Here is a 17795-nt window from a genome sequence, read left to right on the forward strand (position 1 = left end):
GCCGTTCGTGCTCGACGGGCCGATCAACCGCGACGCCTTCCAAGTCTACGTCGATCAGGTCCTGGTGCCCGAACTCGCACCCGGGGGCATCGTGATCATGGACAATCTCGGCAGCCACAAAGGCCCGGCCGTGCGCGCGGCGATCGAGGCGGCGGGCGCGCGGCTCCTGTTCCTCCCGCCCTACTCGCCGGACTTCAATCCGATCGAGATGGCGTTCTCGAAGTTGAAGGCGGGGCTGCGCAAGGCCGCCGAGCGCACGCGCGAAGGGCTCTGGACCACAATCGGGCGGCTCGTCGATGCCGTCACGCCCGACGAGGCCGCAAACTTCTTCGTCGCGGCAGGATACGACTCCGATGAAACCGAAACTGCTCTAGTGGGACGATGAGCCTCAGAGATGCCCGGCCATGTGCCGGCCGATCGTGCTGACCTCGGCCGCAGCGGCGGACGTCTCATAGACGATGCGTCCGTCTGACATCACCAAGATCCTGTCCGACAACTCGAGAATCTCGTCCAGATCCTCGCTTATGAGTAGCACCGCCGCGCCGCCGTTTCGCGCGGCCACGATGCGCGTCCGAATTTCCGCAACTGCCGCGAAGTCGAGGCCGAAGCAGGGATTGACGACGATCAGCAGATCGACAGGGTCCGTCAGCTCGCGCGCTAGCACGGCGCGCTGAACGTAGCCGCCCGACAGCGTGGCGATCGGCGCCTCCGAGGACGCTGTCTTGACCTTGAAGCGATCGATTGTCCGTCGTCAGATGATTTGAGACGACTTGAGGCGCTCAGGAACGGAGGCTCTGGTCCATCTGGGTGAGAGGTTAGGCAGCCTGCGCGTGGTGGCGCAAGCGGCGATCGATGAGGGTCTGGCGCTTGATCCGCGCCCGCTCCTGCAGGATGGCCTCGCCGCGGCCGAAGTAGACGTCGGCGGGAGTGAGGTTGCCCAGGCTCTTGTGAGCCCGAGCGTGGTTGTAATGCTCGACGAAGGCGGCAACCCGCGCCTCCAGTTCGCCGGGCAGGTAGGCGTGTTCGAGCAGGATGCGGTGCTTGAGCGTCTGGTGCCAGCGCTCGATCTTGCCCTGCGTTTGAGGATGGCGGGGCGCGCCGCGGATATGGGTCATGCCCCGGCTGCCGAGCCAGTCGGCCAGATCACCCGCGACGTAGCTTGATCCATTGTCGGAGAGCAGCCGCGGCCGATGCGCCACCTGCACATGATCGAGCCCGGCCGCCGCCAGCGCGAGGTCGAGCGTGGCGGTGACGTCGCCGACCTGCATCGTCGCGCACAGTTTCCACGCCACGATGAAGCGCGAGAAGTCATCCAGCACGGTCGAGAGGTAGTACCAACCCCAGCCGATCACCTTCAGATAGGTGAAGTCCGTCTGCCAGAGTTGGTTGGGTGCGGTGGTCTTGTCCCGGAACTCGTTGGCGGCTTTGATCACGATGTAGGCCGGGCTGGTGATCAGGTCCTGGGCCTTGAGCAGGCGGTAGACGGTCGCTTCCGAGACGAAGTAGCGCCGCTCGTCGGTGAAGCGCACCGCCAACTCGCGTGGGCTGAGCTCTGGCTCCTCCAGTGCGAGAGCGACGATCTGATTGCGAACCTCGGCGGGCAACCGGTTCCAGACCCGGCTGGGTCGGGACGGACGATCCGCCAATGCCTCGAGGCCGCCACGCTGGAAAGCGTCGTACCACCGGTAGAACGTCGCCCGGGTGACGCCGAGCTTGTCCAGGGTGGCGCGCACCGGCAGGTGGGATTGCTCGACCAGCCGGATGATCTCTAGCTTCTCAGAGGCCGGGTACCTCATGCCTCGTCGCCCCCAGCCCCGGTCATACTTTTTTTCAGCAGGCGGTTTTCCAAGACGAGATCGGCTACGACCTCCTTCAGCGCACCCGCCTCGCGACGCAGGTCCTGGACCTCGTCGGCGGTCGCGGCACGGGCCGTGTCGCCGGCCAGCCGCTTCTTGCCGGCCTCCAAGAACTCCTTGGACCAGCCATAGTACATCGAGCTGGCGATGCCTTCGCGCCGGCACAGCTCGGCGATGCTGTCCTCACCGCGCAGCCCTTCCAGCACGATGCGGATCTTCTCCTCGGCCGAGAACTGCCGGCGCGTGGCGCGGCGGATGTCCTTGATCACGGCTTCTGCCGGCTTCCGCGCCGGCCCGGACGTCTGTTTCATCTTCGCTCCTGGGGGCTACGATGAACCAGCCATCCTCCGTTCGTGAAGACCCTCAATTTGTCTCGGGAGTGCTGACGGCGGACAGTGAGGACGCGATCGCGCGGGACCATGGGCCGCTGCCCCCAGAGGTCGCAATAGGCGCCGCCCCTCCTGAGTGGCTAGCCACGTAACGGTGGAGGATCGGGGTACGGCACGTCACTGCATCGAGGCTGCTGGCGCGCGGTACGTTGCAGATTGCGACAGCGTCCGCCTTCTCGACGGCGATATCCACAGCAACGTCTTTCTCGTAATGGGGTCACGTCCAGCACGTTTGATGACCAGTCGGCGACAGGGCCCTACCCGACCTCGAACTTGCCGGCGATCAAGCTGGAACCGCCCTTACATCCTCGATGACCCGGGCGGGATCGATCTCTAACGCATCGGCGATAGCGAGGAATTCCACGATATCGATCCGTCTTCCACCACTCTCGATCGCAGCGATGACCGACTGATATCGGCCAAGCCGAGCTCCCAACTCGGTTTGGGTGAGGCCCGACCGCTCTCGTGCCTCGACGAGCAGTTCGATCAATCGTCGGTGTCGCGCGGTCCTAAGGGTGCTGGGCATCGGCCCGTCGGCGTGAACAAGGAAGCCGACGGTCCAGCTAAACCAACTAGTCCAATATCAGAAAATCTGATATTCGATCGGGCGGTCCCGATGCCGTCGCCGATCCTTCGGGAGGGTGCCTTGACGCTCTGGTTCACAGCTGGCCACCATTTCGGCCACACGAACATCATCGCCCTCTGTCACCGTCCATTTCGGGATAGCGACGAGATGGACGGCTTCATGGTCGAGCGATGGAACGCGACCGTGGGCTCGAACGACGAAGTGTGGCACCTCGGCAATTTCGCGTATCGTTGTGGACCGAATCGAAGAGCAGCCATCTTCGGCAGCCTGAACGGCAGAGCGATTCACCTGATCCGCGGCAACCACGATGGCAAAACGACGTTATCGTTGCCATGGGCGACAGTTCAGCATTATACCGAGATACGTCTTGGAGCAGAACATCTGATACTGTTCCATTACGCACTTCGCGTTTGGAACAAATGCCATCAAGGATCCGTGTCGCTTCACGGCCACAGCCATGGGAATCTGAAAGATTCCGTGACTTCATGCGACGTTGGAGTAGATGCCTGGAATTTTAAGCCCGCCTCGCTAGACCAAATACGGTCTAGAATTTGCTCGATACGGGATTTGTGACAATTCTGACCGCCAGTCGCTTTTGATCGACTAGAACACGGCGGAATTGTACCGCGGTGCACTCGGCAGAAGAGCACACGAAGCGAAATACTTGTGCGGCTTCCTTTGCATCGCGGCTTGAGGTCTCGGCAGCCGCCCTGCGAAATTCGCGACTGCACAGCGGGCCGGAGCAGAGGACAAGATCGATGTCCATTCTACACCGAGGGGCAGGCCCCTTCCCTGAACTGGCAAGCCTCGCATACAAGCTCGGCAAGCTGGCCGAAGATCTCGAACGGATCTCGAAAGGAGAACACCCGTCCGAAAGCGATCTCCAAAATTCGCCGATCCTATTCGAATGGAGTGTATATATAGCCCCCGTTCCGCATCTTGTTGGAATCGTACACGGGCATCCTTACCTACCGGACGGTGGCATATGCCACACGAGTGAACTCTATACCTTCGATCCAGTGTCTGGGTATGCCAGAACTCTGTCGCGATTCTATCGGCTTTCGGTCCGTCCAGAAATCGAGACCGTTCAGTGAATACCGCTCAGGCGCGGCGATCGTCCGCGGCTCGAGAAAAAACATATTGTCTTAACGGCTCATTTGGTTGAGGTGACGACTAACTCGACCGCGGGATCTATCGAAAAATTGAGCCAAACATAGAACTAGCGATATTTACTTGGATTTTTTTTGTTGCTTCCAAGATTTAATCAGCATATATTGTAAGTCTAAGCTTGATCCCTACCCCATCGACATCGGAGTTATTGAACTCGATGCCGCCGCCGCTAAGCGTGGCCACAAGTCGTCGAAGGGTTTCAAGCTTCGGCCTGCTCGTCTCGAGTTCCAGCCCAGCAATGCTTCGCTTCGCGACGCCTGATCGAGCGGCTAGATCGTTCTGCGTCCAGCCGAGCATCGCCCGCGCGCCTCTGATCTGCGCAGGATGCACTTTTGACGCGTTTGATGCTTGACGCGGATGCATCAATATTGCAGCCTGCGAATCACTGGGCCACCGAGTCGGAACGCGACTTGCGAATGGCGGAGGTCCAGAAGACCTTATCTTCACGCGACCCGCAAGTCGGTTGGATCCGGTCAACGCCGTTCCTTCGGCGATACCTTCAACGATTGTTGAAGATGACGCGCTGCGCCTTCGGTCTCCTGATCCGGCCAAGCGACGATGTCCCTGAACCTGGCATCTTCAGTCGACCGCCATTCTGGCGGTTCGGGGGATTGCGCCATGTCGAAACAATCTGCCCGTGTGGGCAAAGCGATCGTCGCTACCCTTCACAACAGCATCTGCCGCCGAATCCGATTTGCGAACGAGCGGATCACGATGGCGCGTAGCCTCGAGATCGTCGCCACATCACGTCCGGATGTAGTGTCGGTCGTACCAAGGGGTTTAGAGGATATCCCGTCCTACGTGCGCCTTGCTGACGACGGCTTGGCTCATGCCACGCTTCGGCGCGTCGGAGGGACAGTGATTGTTCTTGCAGCGACAAATCGGGTTTGGCGCAAGCCGAAGCTGAGGAAGCGGCTGCTTTCCGTAAAGCGCGATGCCCGCAGGATTGGGCGCCGTGTCCTGCTCGTCACCAAGCGGGGTTTGGCCCGGCAGATCGAAAAAGGTCTAAGCCGATCGGCTCGTCCGGCGGCAAGCTCATCAGAAGCGGCCAACCAGATCGATCAATGCGCCGAAACGCTCGAGTGGCCGTAAGCCCCCGAGCTTATCCGCCCCACACTGCGAGGTGCCGCCATGCGAAACGAGAACATCGTCGAATTCCCATCAGGGCGACTGTTAGTCCGGCCGCTGACGAGGTGTCAGACGGTCGCTGCGCTGGTCAAGCGGATCGCCTCTCGGGGCGGCCCCCGCCCAAACGCGAGGAAACGCCCTCCTCTGACCCTCGCCCTCGACGATCTGACCGGAGTCTCGGATGCGACCGTCGATCTGCTGACATCGCTCGCCGAAGAACGCGTTTTATCCCCGGCATCGGCGGCGAGACTCGCGATGCGCCATGCCCACGAGGTCGGCCAACCGCGCTACGGATCGGTCGGCACTCCGCAGGCGCTCACGTACAGCCATCATCTCAAGCTGGCCGGCGACTTGTTCGGACGCTTCGCCTTTCGGATCGAGGAGCGGACGAGTGGTGCCTGGGTCGCGTGCGCGACGTTCGCCACCCTCGATCTCCTGTCCGAGGTGTGCCCGATGGGCGGTATGCCGTTCTGCATCCTTCCGGGCCTGGAAGGGCAATCGCCGCCTTCGATCATCGTCCGCCTCCCGCGCAACTGGCGGATCGAGCTTGCGAGTCGGACAGCGGGCACGGATCGCGCCGCCGAGCGACATGTGCTCGTCGTCGGCGGGCTGCCGGATTCGGGACGACGCCGCGCGACGATCGTCGCCGGCGTCCGGGACGGCCTCCGTCGGAGCGGCTTTCGTGTGCAACCTCGGCAGTCTTCGTCATGCGTTTCCGAGACGCCCAAAGAGCGGAATAGACTGGCGTACCGTCACCTCGTCCTGATCGAGATGGCGTTTCCGGGTTTGATCCGTGTCCTCGGAGAGAAGCGATGATCGGGGGCGACGACGTCCGCCGGGCGCAACACCCGATGCCTGGAGATTCGATGGAGCAGAAGCCCTCGAAGCGCGAGGGGTCCGAAGACGCGGCTCGCCATCGCATCGACCCCGAAGCTATGCTGGCGCGTTTCGGCCGACAAGATCGTTCCGAGCGATTGCAGTCCGACGAGGACGTGTCACGCGACGAGTATGCGCCGCGCATAAACGACGCCGTCCATTCGTCCGACGATCCAGCCCCAGTCGCGGCGGCCGTACTGATCGGTCGGACGCTTGCAAAAGACCCGGACGCATCAAGGCGCATTGTGGACGAAGCGCCGGTTCTGGTCGTGGAATGCTCAAGCGAAGCTTGGATCGAACCGACCGCCCACGCTCTCATGCGCTGTTTCGGATCACGGCCGAGCAAGAAGCTGCCTTCGCCCCCGACAGACACGCGAGATGAGCGGCGTGGCGCCATCGTCATCAAGGCTCGCGCCGGACGATCCTGCGCGCATCCAAACGAAAGTACACAGGCTGCGCGAGCCCTCCGTGGCTACCTGCCTCTGATTGGGATCGTCGCTCCCGGCGCGATTCGACTTCCGGAAGAGCTTGAGCGCGCCTGCGAAGGGCGAATCGTCCTGGGCACCCTCGAGCCCTTCGATTTGACGCTCGTCGTGCGGCAGATCGTCGGGTCGGTTCCGTCAACGACCCTTTGCCCCGAGCTCGCCGCGGAAGTCGGCCCGATGGACCTGCGCATAGCACTGCATCCGGCGCGCGGACCGGAAGGCGCACTCGAACGTTTGAGATTGGTACTGGAGCGGCGACGCACGCTCCCGCCGGCAAGCAAGATACCGCGACTATCCGAACTTCACGGCTACGGAGCCGCCGCCGAGTGGGGACTCGCTGCGGCAGCCGATCTAGTAGCTTACGGCTGCGGACAACATTGGTCGTCCTGCGAGCAGGGAGCGCTCCTCACTGGGGTACCTGGCGTAGGCAAGACTTTGCTCGCGGCAGCAATCGCGAGGGAGGCGAACGTCCCATTCCTGGTCGGATCGCTCGCCCAATGGCAGGCTGAAGGCGAGGCGCATCTCGGGACGACGCTCAAAGCAATGCGCACCTTCTTCGGAAACGCCAAGAAGGTCGCGCCATGTGTCGCGCTCGTCGACGAGCTCGACTCTTTCGGTGATAGGCGCAAGCTCGAAAGCCATAACCATCACTATGGCGTCCAGGTCATCAACGGCTTCCTCGAGTGCCTCGATGGCGACGGTGGCCGCGAGGGAGTGCTACTGGTCGGCGCAACCAACAACCCGGGATGGATTGATCCCGCGATCCTGCGATCAGGCCGGTTCGACCGGCAGATCGCGATCGAAGCTCCCTCGCTTTCCGATCTCGCCGCGATTCTTCGATACCATTTGGGGCAGGAGCTTCCTGGAATCGACTTGCTTGGAATCGCAAGAAGAGGCCTCGGCGGGACCGGTGCGGATTGCGCCGCCTGGGTCAGGCGGGCTCGTGGACGAGCACGCCGGGCCGGTCAGGCACTGAAGGAAGCCGATCTGATGCGTGAAATCGCGGGAGCAACCGGCGAGCTTTCTATCGAAGAAGACCAGCGAGTTGCAATCCACGAGGCAGGTCATGCAGTGGTGGCGCGAGTTCTCGGCCTTCCAGTTGGGGATCTCGTTTTGCGCTCCCCTGGGCATGGAGGAGACGGCTACATGGGTTTCCGGATGCCGAAGGTCGTAACCCGGAAGACGATGGAAAACGTTCTCGCCGTGCTCATGGCCGGACGCGCCGCTGAAATCATAGCCTTCGATTCACCATCGGCAGGCGCGTCGACTGACCTGGCACTCGCCTCGAAGTTTGCACGCGACATGCACCTTCGCTGGGGACTCTGTGACGTTTTGGCCGTGCAAGATGCAGCTGACACGGCTCCCATGATCGATCTTCGGATCGAGCGGGCACTTCGCAGCGCATCCTCGGCCGCACTTCGACTGTTGGCGGCAAGGCGACGTGATCTAGAACGCTTGGCTGAGGCCCTGCTGGAACGAAGGTCTCTCACCAGCGAGGACATCGAATTGATCCTGATCCGGACAGGGCGACGATCACAAGCTCATCCCTGGTGATGACGAGCGCGATTCAGCGGCGAGGTCGCTTGCGTTCGATAGCGGCGGATTTTGCGGCACTTCGGGTTTTGATGTGGAATGCGCAAGCCGTTCACGCTGGCTGCGCACGTCCTCGATACACCCTTCGAGGGCGACCACCTCATCCCCGCAAGTCCGCTTCTCCTGGGTCGGAGATGGCAGGTCGGCGCGGCGCATCTCCTGCAGTACGGCGGCCTAAAGCTTGGCCAAGCTCCAATTACGGCGGTTGTCGCAGTCCGCCCCCGAACGGCGTCGACGCAGACAAGGGCCCGCCCGCCGTTTTTGGCGCCGCGGTTTCGCACGACCATCGGGGCTCCGCAGCCGGCACACTTCGCCAACCCAAAAAAAGGTTTGTGACCATCTTATTGCGCGAGCCGGGCGCCAGGGCCTGGGACTTCCGTGCCTGGTTAGCAAGGTGGAATTCACCCTCGCCGACGATCCGGGGATAGTAGTCCCGGAACGGAACGCCGACGGAGCGGCGCACCCCTTCTCGTCACGGCCGAATGCCTGGTACTCGCCGAGCACGGCGTGGTTCGAGAGAATCTTCGCAATATCGGACGGCTGCCCATCGGTTCCGCCCAGGAAGGGCGGCACCGTCGCGCCATCCTTGTCGTTTAGGTGCTGACGATCGTCCGCCGTGTTCCTATCAGGGCGGTGGTGGTTGGCTCAGTCGCCTTCCAGACCTATCCCGACCTCCTCGAGATGTGGATGCCGGCCGCCTTGAGCCGTACCGACGACCTCGACGTCGGACAATCCCAGTCCATTGCCGTCGCCGTGGAGGACCGATTGGCGTCCGACCTGGAGACCGTGCTCAGGAAGGTGGACGACCGCTTCACGGCGATACCAAACGCGCTCGACGGGTGGCGGACGATGCGGTACTCGATCCGTTGGTGGCAGGACGAGATCTTCTCCGTCGACATCCTCAGTCCCATGCAAAGCCCCGAGTTACCCCGGATCGGTTCCCTCCCCGCGATCCGCTCGGACGCGCAATTCCTGGGCTACCTCGATTTCCTGCTATACTATGAGGTCAACAGCGTTGCCCTGCAGGGTGCTGGCATCCCCATCAACGTGCCGGATCCGACCCGATACGCCCTCCACAAGCTCATCGTCTCGCAGATGCGCGTGGCCAGCGACGCGCCGGACGACCTCCGCGACCTGTGGCTGGAGCTCTGCGAGCGGGCGCTCTCGTGGCGATGGAAGGCGATGCGGGCGCTCTCGCAGCTACCGCCCGAGATGGCAGCCACCTGCGGGGCCGACCCCGAGCCCGGCCGCGACGATCGCGACGCTGCGAGCGCCGACGTCGCGCAGGCCGGGGACGAGGTGGATGAGACGAGTGACGACACCCTCCAGCCGACCTGGGATGCGTAGCCGGGCGACGTCCCATCGACGTCGGACTTCGGCTACGAGGCGGCCCCGCGCGAGCGCCGCTGGGACGGACGATGCGCGGGAACACCATATGCCGCTTCTGGCGGTAGAGCAGGGAGAAGACTGTGCCCAAGCTGAAGGACCTTCTCGACGAGGCTCTTCGCGAGACATGGTCGATGCATCACGGACCGATCGAGGCGTGGCACAGGGAGACGCCGGGTGCCCCCTTCGGTCCCAGCATCGCCGCGGGAGACGAAAGAGGATCGTACCAGACCAGCACGAAGGCCATGAGCGCCCTTGCGGAGATCGCCGACCGGATCATGGCGAACGACGCATCCCTCCGACGCACGGTTGCAGTCGATACGGCTCGACGCGAAGCCGCGACAACACTCGGCGAGTTGCTCAATCAGCTCGCGGCGGCAAACGACCCCGACGCCAACTGGACCGCCTTCAAGGCCCGGTACCTCGAACGGCTCAACCGCGGGAGGTCCCGCATCACCCACTACTTCCCGGTCTGGCTGTTCATCAGGCAGCAGGTATCGGACTTCGACGTCGGGCCCGTGGCTTTCCGTTCGCCAACATCCTGGATCGACGAGGTCGAGCGCCGCCGGGGGCAAAGGTCGACCTGGATGGATGGCGTCCTCGCCATCTGGAACGGCGCGAAGGCCGATCGCGACACCACTGTCGAGGTGCGATCGGTAGCGCGATCGGTACATCCGGACCAATGGGTCGCTTGCGTGACGATCGAAGGGTTCGAGGGCGCCGAGTCCTACCGGCGGTCACTCGTCGCGACCCGCGCCGCCCTCAACGTCCTGAGGCTCCTGGTCGCCTCTCCCGAAAATGCCCGCATCCACGCCGCCGCGGACCATGGGCCGCCCGGGATCGTCGACCGGTTGAACCAGCGGGACGGCTTCGACCTATCGCACGGCGGGTCCTTGCATCGGTCGGGCCTGTCCGGCGCACCCGGTATGGCGGCGAACATCATCGGTCCCCATGCCGCGTTCCTGGAGGCCGCGGGACGTCGCATCAGGCTCACGCTCAGCGTGGATCCCGCCGCCGTCGCGTGCCCGACGCTCTCCGACCGGCTTCTCAACGCGCTCCACTGGTATGGCCGCGGCTGCACCGAGGATGCCGACTTCGAGGCTCTCGTCGACTTGGCGATCGCGCTCGATGTCCTCTCGGGCGCGAAGGAGGAACCCGGAATTCTGGAGCTTTCGGCGAGGCTGATGCGGATCCCGCGATCACACCGGCTGATCAGTGATGGGACGACGCTCAAACAGTTCGTCGGCCACCTCTACGGATACCGGTCCAAAATCGCGCACGGATCGATCCTTGCCCTCGACGAGCACCTGAGAAGCGAGAGGGGACAAGCGGAAGCGTTCACGGCAGCCGTCCTGGTGCGCTACATCGAGGCCCTCGATGCACATGCATCCTCCGGCGGGTCGGATGATCGCGATGGCTTCAGGGACGCCCTGCCGCACATCCCTCCGGATCCGTGATCATCGTCCGCCGGCCGCCGTCTCCGAATGACGCCGCGAGGCGAATGCCCCGTGCCGTGGCACCCGATTGCGAAGCGGTCCGTCCGCGACCGCCAGCAATCCCGCGGAGCGAGGCGACACATCCGCCCAGGTGGCCCATCACGCGACGGACGCGCCCACGAACCGCGCCAGCCGCTCCCGCAGTTGGGCCGCCTCGGCCTCCGCCACCTCGAAGACCTCGTGCCGCGACGCCATCCCGACCTTCCCGATCCACAGGATCCTGCGCCACGCCGGTTAAGATCGGATGCCTTTTCGGGTGACGGTCGCGCGGTAGCGCTAACCCACGACCTGCTCCTCCGAGTTGCCACGGCCCTCCCAGGGACACGCCATGAAACGCTCCGGAGCGCCCATCCGCGAGACTAGGAGCCACTGCAACGCGCGCGAGACCGGCATGCCGCCTCGAATCCTGTTCACTCCGGAAAATCACCGGTCTCACCGAGCCACAGACGGCGGCCGCCTCGGGCTGAACCGCCCCTACCCCACCATCGAGGAGCACGACGAGGCGCTGATCGCCCGCCGGAACGCCGCAGTCGGACCGGGCGACATCCTCTGGCACCTCGGCGACGTCTGCCATCGCTGCCCGGTTGATTGGGCCCGCGCCATCTTCGCGCGCTTCAGCGGCCGACGCCGCTTCCTCGTGCGCGGCAAACACGAAAAGATCAACGTGCGCCTTGCCTGGGACGTGATGTTCGCCGTCGCCCGCGTCCCGGAGCCGCTCGCCGGAGGCGGCGTCCAGGGCGTCTGGTGCTCCCACTACATCCAGCGCGACTGGCTCCGCCTCCACCACGGCGACATCTGACCTGACCGGCACCTATGCCGAGGGCGAAGAGTCAATCTAATCTGCAAGGCGCCGCGCCAAGTCATTCCAATCGTTTCGAAATTGTTGGCTGTTATTGCTTGGGGATCATGCGTTTTGCTGCGGAGGCCCTCCACCCATCGGCCACTCCCTGCCGATCGCCCCAGGCAGCGGCACGATCTCCGGCGCAGCTGCGACAGAGCGACGTTATCGAGCTTGACGGCAGACCAAGGGCCCGAGGCGGTACGCTGCTAAGGCCGTAGGAAAGTCGATAACGCGGAAGGCCGACCCATGACGATCGAGCCTCCGCGTTCCGTACCTTCGGATGAACGCCTGTCGTTCCTTTGTCGTGCCTTCATCCGAGCCGGCGACATGAGGACGGGTCAGGTCGATAGATCGGCATCTTCGTTCTCGACTGGTCATGACCCGCAACTGCGGGGTCCCGCGTCTCATGGCTGCGACCGGGCGCTTCTCCGAAGTCCCGCTGCCGAACGGCCGTCGCCGTGGACTAGCTGAAACAGGGTACAACATGAACAGGTTGTGGCCCCCGGCGGCCGCGATCTCCAGGGCGCGCTTGGCGCCCTCCTGCCCCTTGATGTCGGCGAGGTCCGGGAGCGGCCCGGCCGGCGCGGCGACGGCGGGCTCCGGCCGCGCCATCACCTGGCTGCCCTTGAAGTGGTTGGCGAGCTGGATCAGCGAGCGCGGCGCGAGCACGTCGAGGTCGCCCCCCGCCCAGGCCGCCTCCGGCCCGGTGGGCGCCGGGCAGATGAGCCCGAGCCCCCGATCGGCCGCCGCCATCGCGGCCGGCAGCACGCCGCTCACCGCCGTGATGCTGCCGTCGAGGGCGAGCTCGCCCAGGACGCAGTAGCCGGCGAGCGCGTCCGCCGGGATCGCGCCGATGGCCGCCATGACGCCCAGAGCGATCGGCAGGTCGAAATGCGAGCCTTCCTTGGGAAGATCCGCCGGGGCGAGGTTCACCGTGATGCGCTTGGCCGGCAGCGCCAGCCCCGAGGCGATCAGCGCTCCGCGGACCCGCTCGCGCGATTCCGCCACCGCCTTGTCGGGCAGACCGACGACGGTGAACACCACCGAGCCCGGCACGATCTGGACCTGCACGTCCACCGCCCGCGCCTCGATGCCCTCGAAGGCCACGGTGGCGACGCGGGTGACCATTCGTGCAGTGTCCTCGCCGCCGCGTTCCGGTACGGCCAAGATGTGCGGCAGATTCGGTGGCGGCTCAAGGGGATCGTCGCCATGGAACTCCGCCGCGGCACGCCTGTTCACAGCCGGAAACAATTGCCGGATCGGAGACAGCCATGCGCCTGACCACGTCCCTTCTCGCCCTGACCTTGATCGCGGGCACCGGCCTCGCCGCCCGCGCCGACGAGAAGCTTCCGCCCGATCAGCAGGCCAAGGTCGAGGCCATGCTCAAGCAGGAGGGCTTCACCAAGTGGAAGGAGATCGAGCTCGACGACGGCATGATCGAGGTCGACGACGCGATCGACGCGAGCGGCAAGCAGTTCGACCTGAAGCTCGATCCGAAGACCCTGGCCATCGTGAAGCGCAAGGCCGAGTGAGGCAGCGCTTCGGCTGCGCTTCGACTCGGCTTCAGCAGCGCTTGCGTTCGGGCCGAGGCCCGGCCATATAGCCGGCGGGGGGTTGGCGAGGGACGTTTCACTCGCCAACCGGGTCAGGTCCGGAAGGAAGCAGCCCTAACGAGACCGAGCGGGTCTTCGTCCAGCCTCCCACCTCATCCCACGGCGCGCGGCAGCCGGACCCAGATACGGCATGGACGCTACGACCGGCACGCCTGACGACGAGCCGGGCCTGCCCGGGTTTCCAGCGCCCCCCGCCGCGGCGACGCCCTACCGGGTGCTCGCGCGCAAGTACCGCCCCACCAATTTCGGCGACCTGATCGGCCAGGACGCGATGGTGCGGACCCTCGCCAACGGGTTCGCGGCCAACCGCATTCCGCAGGCCTGGATGCTCACCGGCGTCCGCGGAGTCGGCAAGACCACGACGGCCCGCATCCTGGCGCGCGGCCTCAACTACGCCCGCGCCGGACAGCCCGACACCGGCCCGACCGTGTCGATGCCGGAACTCGGCCTGCACTGCGCGGCGATCATGGAATCCCGGCACATGGACGTGCTGGAGATGGACGCCGCCTCGCATACCGGCATCGACGACGTCCGGGCGATCATCGACGGCATCCGCTACGGGCCAGTCTCGGCGCGCTACAAGGTCTACATCGTGGACGAGGTCCACATGCTCTCCGAGAAGGCGTTCAACGCCTTCCTGAAGACGCTGGAGGAGCCGCCACCGCACGCGAAATTCGTGTTCGCCACCACGGAGATCCGCAAGGTCCCGGTGACGATCCTGTCCCGCTGCCAGCGATTCGACCTGCGCCGGGTCGAGGCGCCGACCCTGCACGCGCATCTCGCGAAGGTCTGCGCGGCCGAGGGCGTATCGGTCGAGGACGAGGCTCTGGGCGCCATCGTGCGCGCCGCGGAAGGGTCGGTGCGCGACGCGCTCTCGCTGCTCGACCAGGCGATCGCCCACGGCGCCGGCACGATCACGGCGCAGAGCGTGCGCGACATGCTGGGCCTCGCTGACCGCGCCCGAATCCTCGACCTGTTCGAGGCGGTGATGCGCGGCGCGGTGCCGGCCGCCTTCGCGGAGCTGCGGGCGCAGTACGATTCCGGCGCGGACCCGTCGGTCGTGCTCTCGGATCTCGCGGCCTTCACGCACCTCGTCACCCGGCTCAAGGTGGTGCCGGAAGCCGCCGCCGACCCGACGCTCAGCGAGACCGAGCGCGTCCGCGGTGCCGCGTTCGCCGAGAAGCTCTCAATCCGCGCCCTGTCGCGGGCGTGGCAGATCCTGCTGAAGGCGATTCCCGAGGTCCAGGCGGCGCCCCGGCCCCTCGCGGCCGCCGAGATGGCGATCGTGCGCCTCGCCTACGCGGCCGACCTGCCCACACCCGACGAGGCCCTGCGCCAGCTCCGGGCCGAGGCCGCCGCCGCGCCCGCGGACGAGGCCCCGGTCGCGTCGGTCCGGCCGCCCCTCCCGCCGATTCCCGACCTGCGCGGCGGCGGTTCCGCAGCGCTCGCCGCGGCACCCCGCACGGTCGCTCCGGAGCCCGCCCCGGTCGCGGCGCCCCTGGCCGCGCCCGTCGCGGTGAACGCGCCGGCGAGCGTCCCGATCAGCGCGCCCGCAAGTGCGCCCGTCGGTGCGGCGGCGCCGAGGCCGGCGCCCGCGGCACCGCCGACGCCGCGCCTCGGTCGGTTCGAGGACCTGATCGCGCTGGCCGACGCCAACCGGGACATCCTGCTGCGGACCGCGCTGGAGCGCGACGTCCACCTAGTGCGCTTCGAGGAGGGCCGGATCGAGTTCCGCCTCGCCTCCGGCGGCCGGTCGAGCCTCGCCAACGACATCGCCGCCGCCATCGAGCGCTGGACCGGGCGGCGCTGGGTGGTGGCCCTGTCGAAGGACGAGGGCGCCCCGACCCTCGACGCGGCCGCCCGTGCCGCGACCGAGACACGCCGGGAGAACGCCGCCGCCGACCCGTTCGTGCGCGAGGTTCTGACGCGCTTCCCCGGGGCCGAGATCGTCGACGTGCGCGAGACAATCTCCGAGGCCCTCCCCTCCGCCGAGCAGGAGATCCTCGGGGAAGGTGACGCCGCGCGGGTCGGCGAGGTCGAGGACGACGACGCCTGACGCACGGTGGCGCCCGGGCCGCTCCATACCCAGATCAGACGAGGAAACGGAAAGAGAGCCGCATGCGCGACCTGATGGGCATCATGAAGCAGGCTCAGGCCATGCAGGAGAAGATGGCCAACCTGCAGTCCGAGATGGACGAGATCGAGGTGACCGGCGCCTCCGGCGGCGGCTCCGTCCGGGTCACCATGAGCGCCAAGGGCCAGATGAAGGGAGTCAGCATCGACCCCTCGCTGATGGTGGCGGACGAGCGCGAGATTCTTGAGGACCTGATCGTCGCGGCCTGCAACGACGCCCGCGGGAAGGCCGAGGCGACCATGCAGGAGCGCATGGCCGAGCTGACCAAGGGCCTGCCCCTGCCGCCGGGCATGAAGCTGCCGTTCTAGGACGCATCCCGGACAGGACGTCCGAACCGTCTTCGCGAGCGCAGCGAAGCAACCCGGTCGCGCTACGCTCGCAGATGTCGCGCTGCCCTGGATAGCTTCCCTGCGCTCGCTAAGACGAACGGGACGGGCGGCCCCGCGGGCCGCCCGCTCTCGGTTTACGCCGCGATCGCCTGCGCGGTCGGCCCGGCGGCGCGCACGTCGGCGTCGACATGGGCCTCGAACCGCTTGAAGTTGTCGTCGAACATCTTCACGAGCCGCGCCGCCGTCTCCACGAAGGCGCCCTTGTTGGCCCAGGTCTTCACCGGGGTCAGGATGTGCGGCTCGACGCCCGGAACCGAGACCGGCACCGCGAAGCCGAAATACGGGTCGCGGCGGAACTCGGCCTGCGCCAGCGAGCCGTCGAGGGCGGCGCTCAGCAGGCGGCGCGTCACGCGGATCGGCATCCGCCGGCCGGTGCCGACGCCGCCGCCGGTCCAGCCCGTGTTGACCAGCCAGCAATCGACGCTGTGCTTGGCGATGAGGTCGCGCAGCAGGTTGCCGTAGGTGCTCGGATGCCGCGGCATGAACGGCGCGCCGAAGCAGGTCGAGAAGGTCGCCTCGGGCCCGGTCAGGCCGCGCTCGGTGCCGGCCACCTTGGCGGTGTAGCCCGAGAGGAAGTGGTACATCGCCTCGGCGCCGGTGAGCTTGGCGATCGGCGGCATCACCCCGAAGGCGTCGCAGGTCAGCATGACGATGTTCTTCGGATGCCCGGCCCGGCCGGAGGCGCTGGCGTTGGCGATGAAGTCCAGCGGGTAGGCACAGCGGGTGTTCTCGGTGAGCGACGCGTCGTCGAAATCCGGTGCGCGGGTGACCGGATCGATGATCACGTTCTCCATCACCGTGCCGAAGCGCTCGGTGGTGGCGTAGATCTCCGGCTCGGCGTTGCGCGAGAGGCGGATGGTCTTGGCGTAGCAGCCGCCCTCGAAGTTGAAGATGCCCTCGTTCGACCAGCCATGCTCGTCGTCGCCCAGCAGCTGGCGGGAGCTGTCGTTCGACAGCGTCGTCTTGCCGGTGCCCGAGAGGCCGAAGAAGATCGCCGAGCCGCCCTCGGCATCGAGCGCCGCGTTGGCGGAGCAGTGCATCGGCATCACGCCCTGGCCGGGCAGGATGTAGTTCAGGTAGGTGAAGACCGACTTCTTCATCTCGCCCGCGTAGGCGGAGCCGCCGATCAGCACGAGCTTCTTCGAGAAGTCGATGGCGATCACGGTCTTCGACCGGCAGCCGTGCCGGGCGGGATCGGCCTGGAAGCTCGGCAGGTCGATGATCGTCATGTCCGGCACGTAGGACGCGATCTCGGAGCGGTCCGGACGGATCAGCAGGTTGCGGATGAACAGCGAGTGCCACGCGAACTCGGTGAAGACCCGGGCCTTGACCCGGTAGGCCGGATCGGCGCCGCCGTAGAGGTCCTGGGCGAACAGCTCCTTGCCCTCGGCGTGCTTCAGGAAGTCCTGGCGCAGGGTCTCGAATTGCTCGGGCGTGATGGCGCCGTTGTTGTCCCACCAGACCTCGTTCTCGGTGCCGGCGTCGCGCACCACGAACTTGTCCTTGGGCGAGCGGCCGGTATGGCTGCCGGTGGTGGCGACGAGGGCGCCGCCGCGGGCGAGCTGCGCCTCCTTGCGGGACAGGGCCTCCTCGTAGAGGCGCGGGGCCTCGAAATTCCAGTGGACGGCCTTGAGGTCGCGGAAGCCCGCCGCCTCGGCGCCGTGGGCCGCGTTGTGATCACCGATGTTGGTCATGATCGTATCTCCCGGGCCCCTGTTCGACCGTCGACGCGACTGAGCCGGACGGCACCGCCGTCCGGGTTTGCCCGGGAGACGTCCGTGCGGTCGTACAGGACCGCCGCACGCAGGTTCTCCGTTCCCGGCCGCTCGCCATCCCACTCACGCGTAGGCGGC

The 17795-nt window shown here is 65.8% G+C and carries 16 protein-coding genes, 1 other RNA gene and 2 pseudogenes; 13 read left to right on the forward strand and 6 right to left on the reverse strand.

The window, feature by feature from the left end:
* Positions 1-385: transposase (locus C4T42_RS32480; RefSeq protein ID WP_244603258.1), on the forward strand; the 385-nt coding region annotated here is incomplete at its 5' end.
* Between the two features lie 3 nt (positions 386-388).
* On the opposite strand, the pseudogene C4T42_RS22475 reads toward C4T42_RS32480, so the two are convergent.
* From C4T42_RS22475 to C4T42_RS22485, 3 genes and pseudogenes are all read right to left on the reverse strand, one after another.
* A pseudogene (locus C4T42_RS22475) lies at positions 389-736 on the reverse strand (ABC transporter ATP-binding protein); the annotation flags it as partial.
* Positions 737-815: 79 nt separating this feature from the next.
* A protein-coding gene (locus C4T42_RS22480; protein ID WP_103985887.1) for an IS3 family transposase occupies positions 816-2167 on the reverse strand; the annotation gives its coding sequence in 2 pieces (ribosomal slippage) (positions 816-1829 and positions 1832-2167; 1350 coding nt in all).
* Between the two features lie 361 nt (positions 2168-2528).
* Complete coding sequence (locus C4T42_RS22485) at positions 2529-2771, reverse strand: helix-turn-helix transcriptional regulator (RefSeq protein WP_043712519.1); 243 nt, start codon at positions 2769-2771, stop codon at positions 2529-2531.
* 120 nt (positions 2772-2891) lie between these two features.
* Between C4T42_RS22485 and C4T42_RS22490 the strand changes: the two genes are divergently transcribed.
* Entirely contained in the window at positions 2892-3404 is a 513-nt protein-coding gene (locus C4T42_RS22490; RefSeq protein WP_103985923.1) for a metallophosphoesterase, read from the forward strand.
* 185 nt (positions 3405-3589) lie between these two features.
* Positions 3590-3925 (forward strand): DUF6634 family protein, encoded by a 336-nt coding sequence (locus tag C4T42_RS32875; protein ID WP_103985888.1) that lies wholly within the window; start codon positions 3590-3592, stop codon positions 3923-3925.
* 166 nt (positions 3926-4091) lie between these two features.
* On the opposite strand, the gene C4T42_RS22500 is transcribed toward C4T42_RS32875, so the two are convergent.
* The gene (locus tag C4T42_RS22500) at positions 4092-4364 is read right to left on the reverse strand and encodes a helix-turn-helix transcriptional regulator (RefSeq protein ID WP_043712522.1); all 273 of its coding nucleotides are present in this window, start codon (positions 4362-4364) and stop codon (positions 4092-4094) included.
* A 195-nt stretch (positions 4365-4559) separates the two neighbouring features.
* Between C4T42_RS22500 and C4T42_RS31550 the strand changes: the two genes are divergently transcribed.
* The 6 genes from C4T42_RS31550 to C4T42_RS22525 all read left to right on the forward strand — a co-directional run bounded on the left by C4T42_RS31550 (position 4560) and on the right by C4T42_RS22525 (position 11764).
* Entirely contained in the window at positions 4560-5093 is a 534-nt protein-coding gene (locus tag C4T42_RS31550) for a hypothetical protein (RefSeq protein ID WP_146074019.1), read from the forward strand.
* A gap of 39 nt (positions 5094-5132) precedes the next feature.
* Complete coding sequence (locus C4T42_RS22505; RefSeq protein ID WP_146074020.1) at positions 5133-5945, forward strand: hypothetical protein; 813 nt, start codon at positions 5133-5135, stop codon at positions 5943-5945.
* Positions 5942-8044, forward strand: a complete 2103-nt coding sequence (locus tag C4T42_RS22510) for an AAA family ATPase (RefSeq protein ID WP_103985889.1) — start codon at positions 5942-5944, stop codon at positions 8042-8044. The genes C4T42_RS22505 and C4T42_RS22510 overlap by 4 nt, the downstream gene beginning before the upstream one ends.
* 636 nt (positions 8045-8680) lie before the next feature.
* Entirely contained in the window at positions 8681-9430 is a 750-nt protein-coding gene (locus C4T42_RS22515) for a GSU2403 family nucleotidyltransferase fold protein (protein WP_051123741.1), read from the forward strand.
* 122 nt (positions 9431-9552) lie between these two features.
* Positions 9553-10926 (forward strand): HEPN domain-containing protein, encoded by a 1374-nt coding sequence (locus tag C4T42_RS22520; protein WP_103985890.1) that lies wholly within the window; start codon positions 9553-9555, stop codon positions 10924-10926.
* Positions 10927-11293: 367 nt separating this feature from the next.
* Positions 11294-11764: a metallophosphoesterase gene (locus tag C4T42_RS22525; protein WP_181049202.1), complete on the forward strand. Its 471-nt coding sequence runs from the start codon at positions 11294-11296 to the stop codon at positions 11762-11764.
* 525 nt (positions 11765-12289) lie between these two features.
* Here the strand turns inward: C4T42_RS22525 and C4T42_RS22530 are convergent.
* A pseudogene (locus tag C4T42_RS22530) lies at positions 12290-12934 on the reverse strand (magnesium chelatase domain-containing protein); the annotation flags it as partial.
* Between the two features lie 143 nt (positions 12935-13077).
* Between C4T42_RS22530 and C4T42_RS22535 the strand changes: the two are divergent.
* The 4 genes from C4T42_RS22535 (at position 13078) to C4T42_RS22550 (ending at position 15861) form a co-directional block, all read left to right on the forward strand.
* Positions 13078-13338, forward strand: a complete 261-nt coding sequence (locus C4T42_RS22535; protein WP_020092787.1) for a PepSY domain-containing protein — start codon at positions 13078-13080, stop codon at positions 13336-13338.
* Between the two features lie 75 nt (positions 13339-13413).
* Positions 13414-13512, forward strand: an RNA gene (ffs, locus tag C4T42_RS22540) — signal recognition particle sRNA small type.
* A gap of 37 nt (positions 13513-13549) precedes the next feature.
* Positions 13550-15475 carry a DNA polymerase III subunit gamma/tau gene (locus tag C4T42_RS22545; RefSeq protein WP_091680819.1) on the forward strand — a complete coding sequence of 642 codons (1926 nt, stop codon included), beginning with the start codon at positions 13550-13552 and terminating at the stop codon, positions 15473-15475.
* Between the two features lie 62 nt (positions 15476-15537).
* Positions 15538-15861 (forward strand): YbaB/EbfC family nucleoid-associated protein, encoded by a 324-nt coding sequence (locus C4T42_RS22550; protein WP_020092789.1) that lies wholly within the window; start codon positions 15538-15540, stop codon positions 15859-15861.
* 155 nt (positions 15862-16016) lie between these two features.
* On the opposite strand, the gene C4T42_RS22555 is transcribed toward C4T42_RS22550, so the two are convergent.
* Positions 16017-17636 (reverse strand): phosphoenolpyruvate carboxykinase, encoded by a 1620-nt coding sequence (locus C4T42_RS22555; RefSeq protein ID WP_020092790.1) that lies wholly within the window; start codon positions 17634-17636, stop codon positions 16017-16019.
* Positions 17637-17795 lie beyond the last annotated feature (159 nt).

The sequence above is a fragment of the Methylobacterium sp. 190mf genome, from assembly GCF_900107945.1.
Classification (GTDB): Bacteria; Pseudomonadota; Alphaproteobacteria; order Rhizobiales; family Beijerinckiaceae; genus Methylobacterium.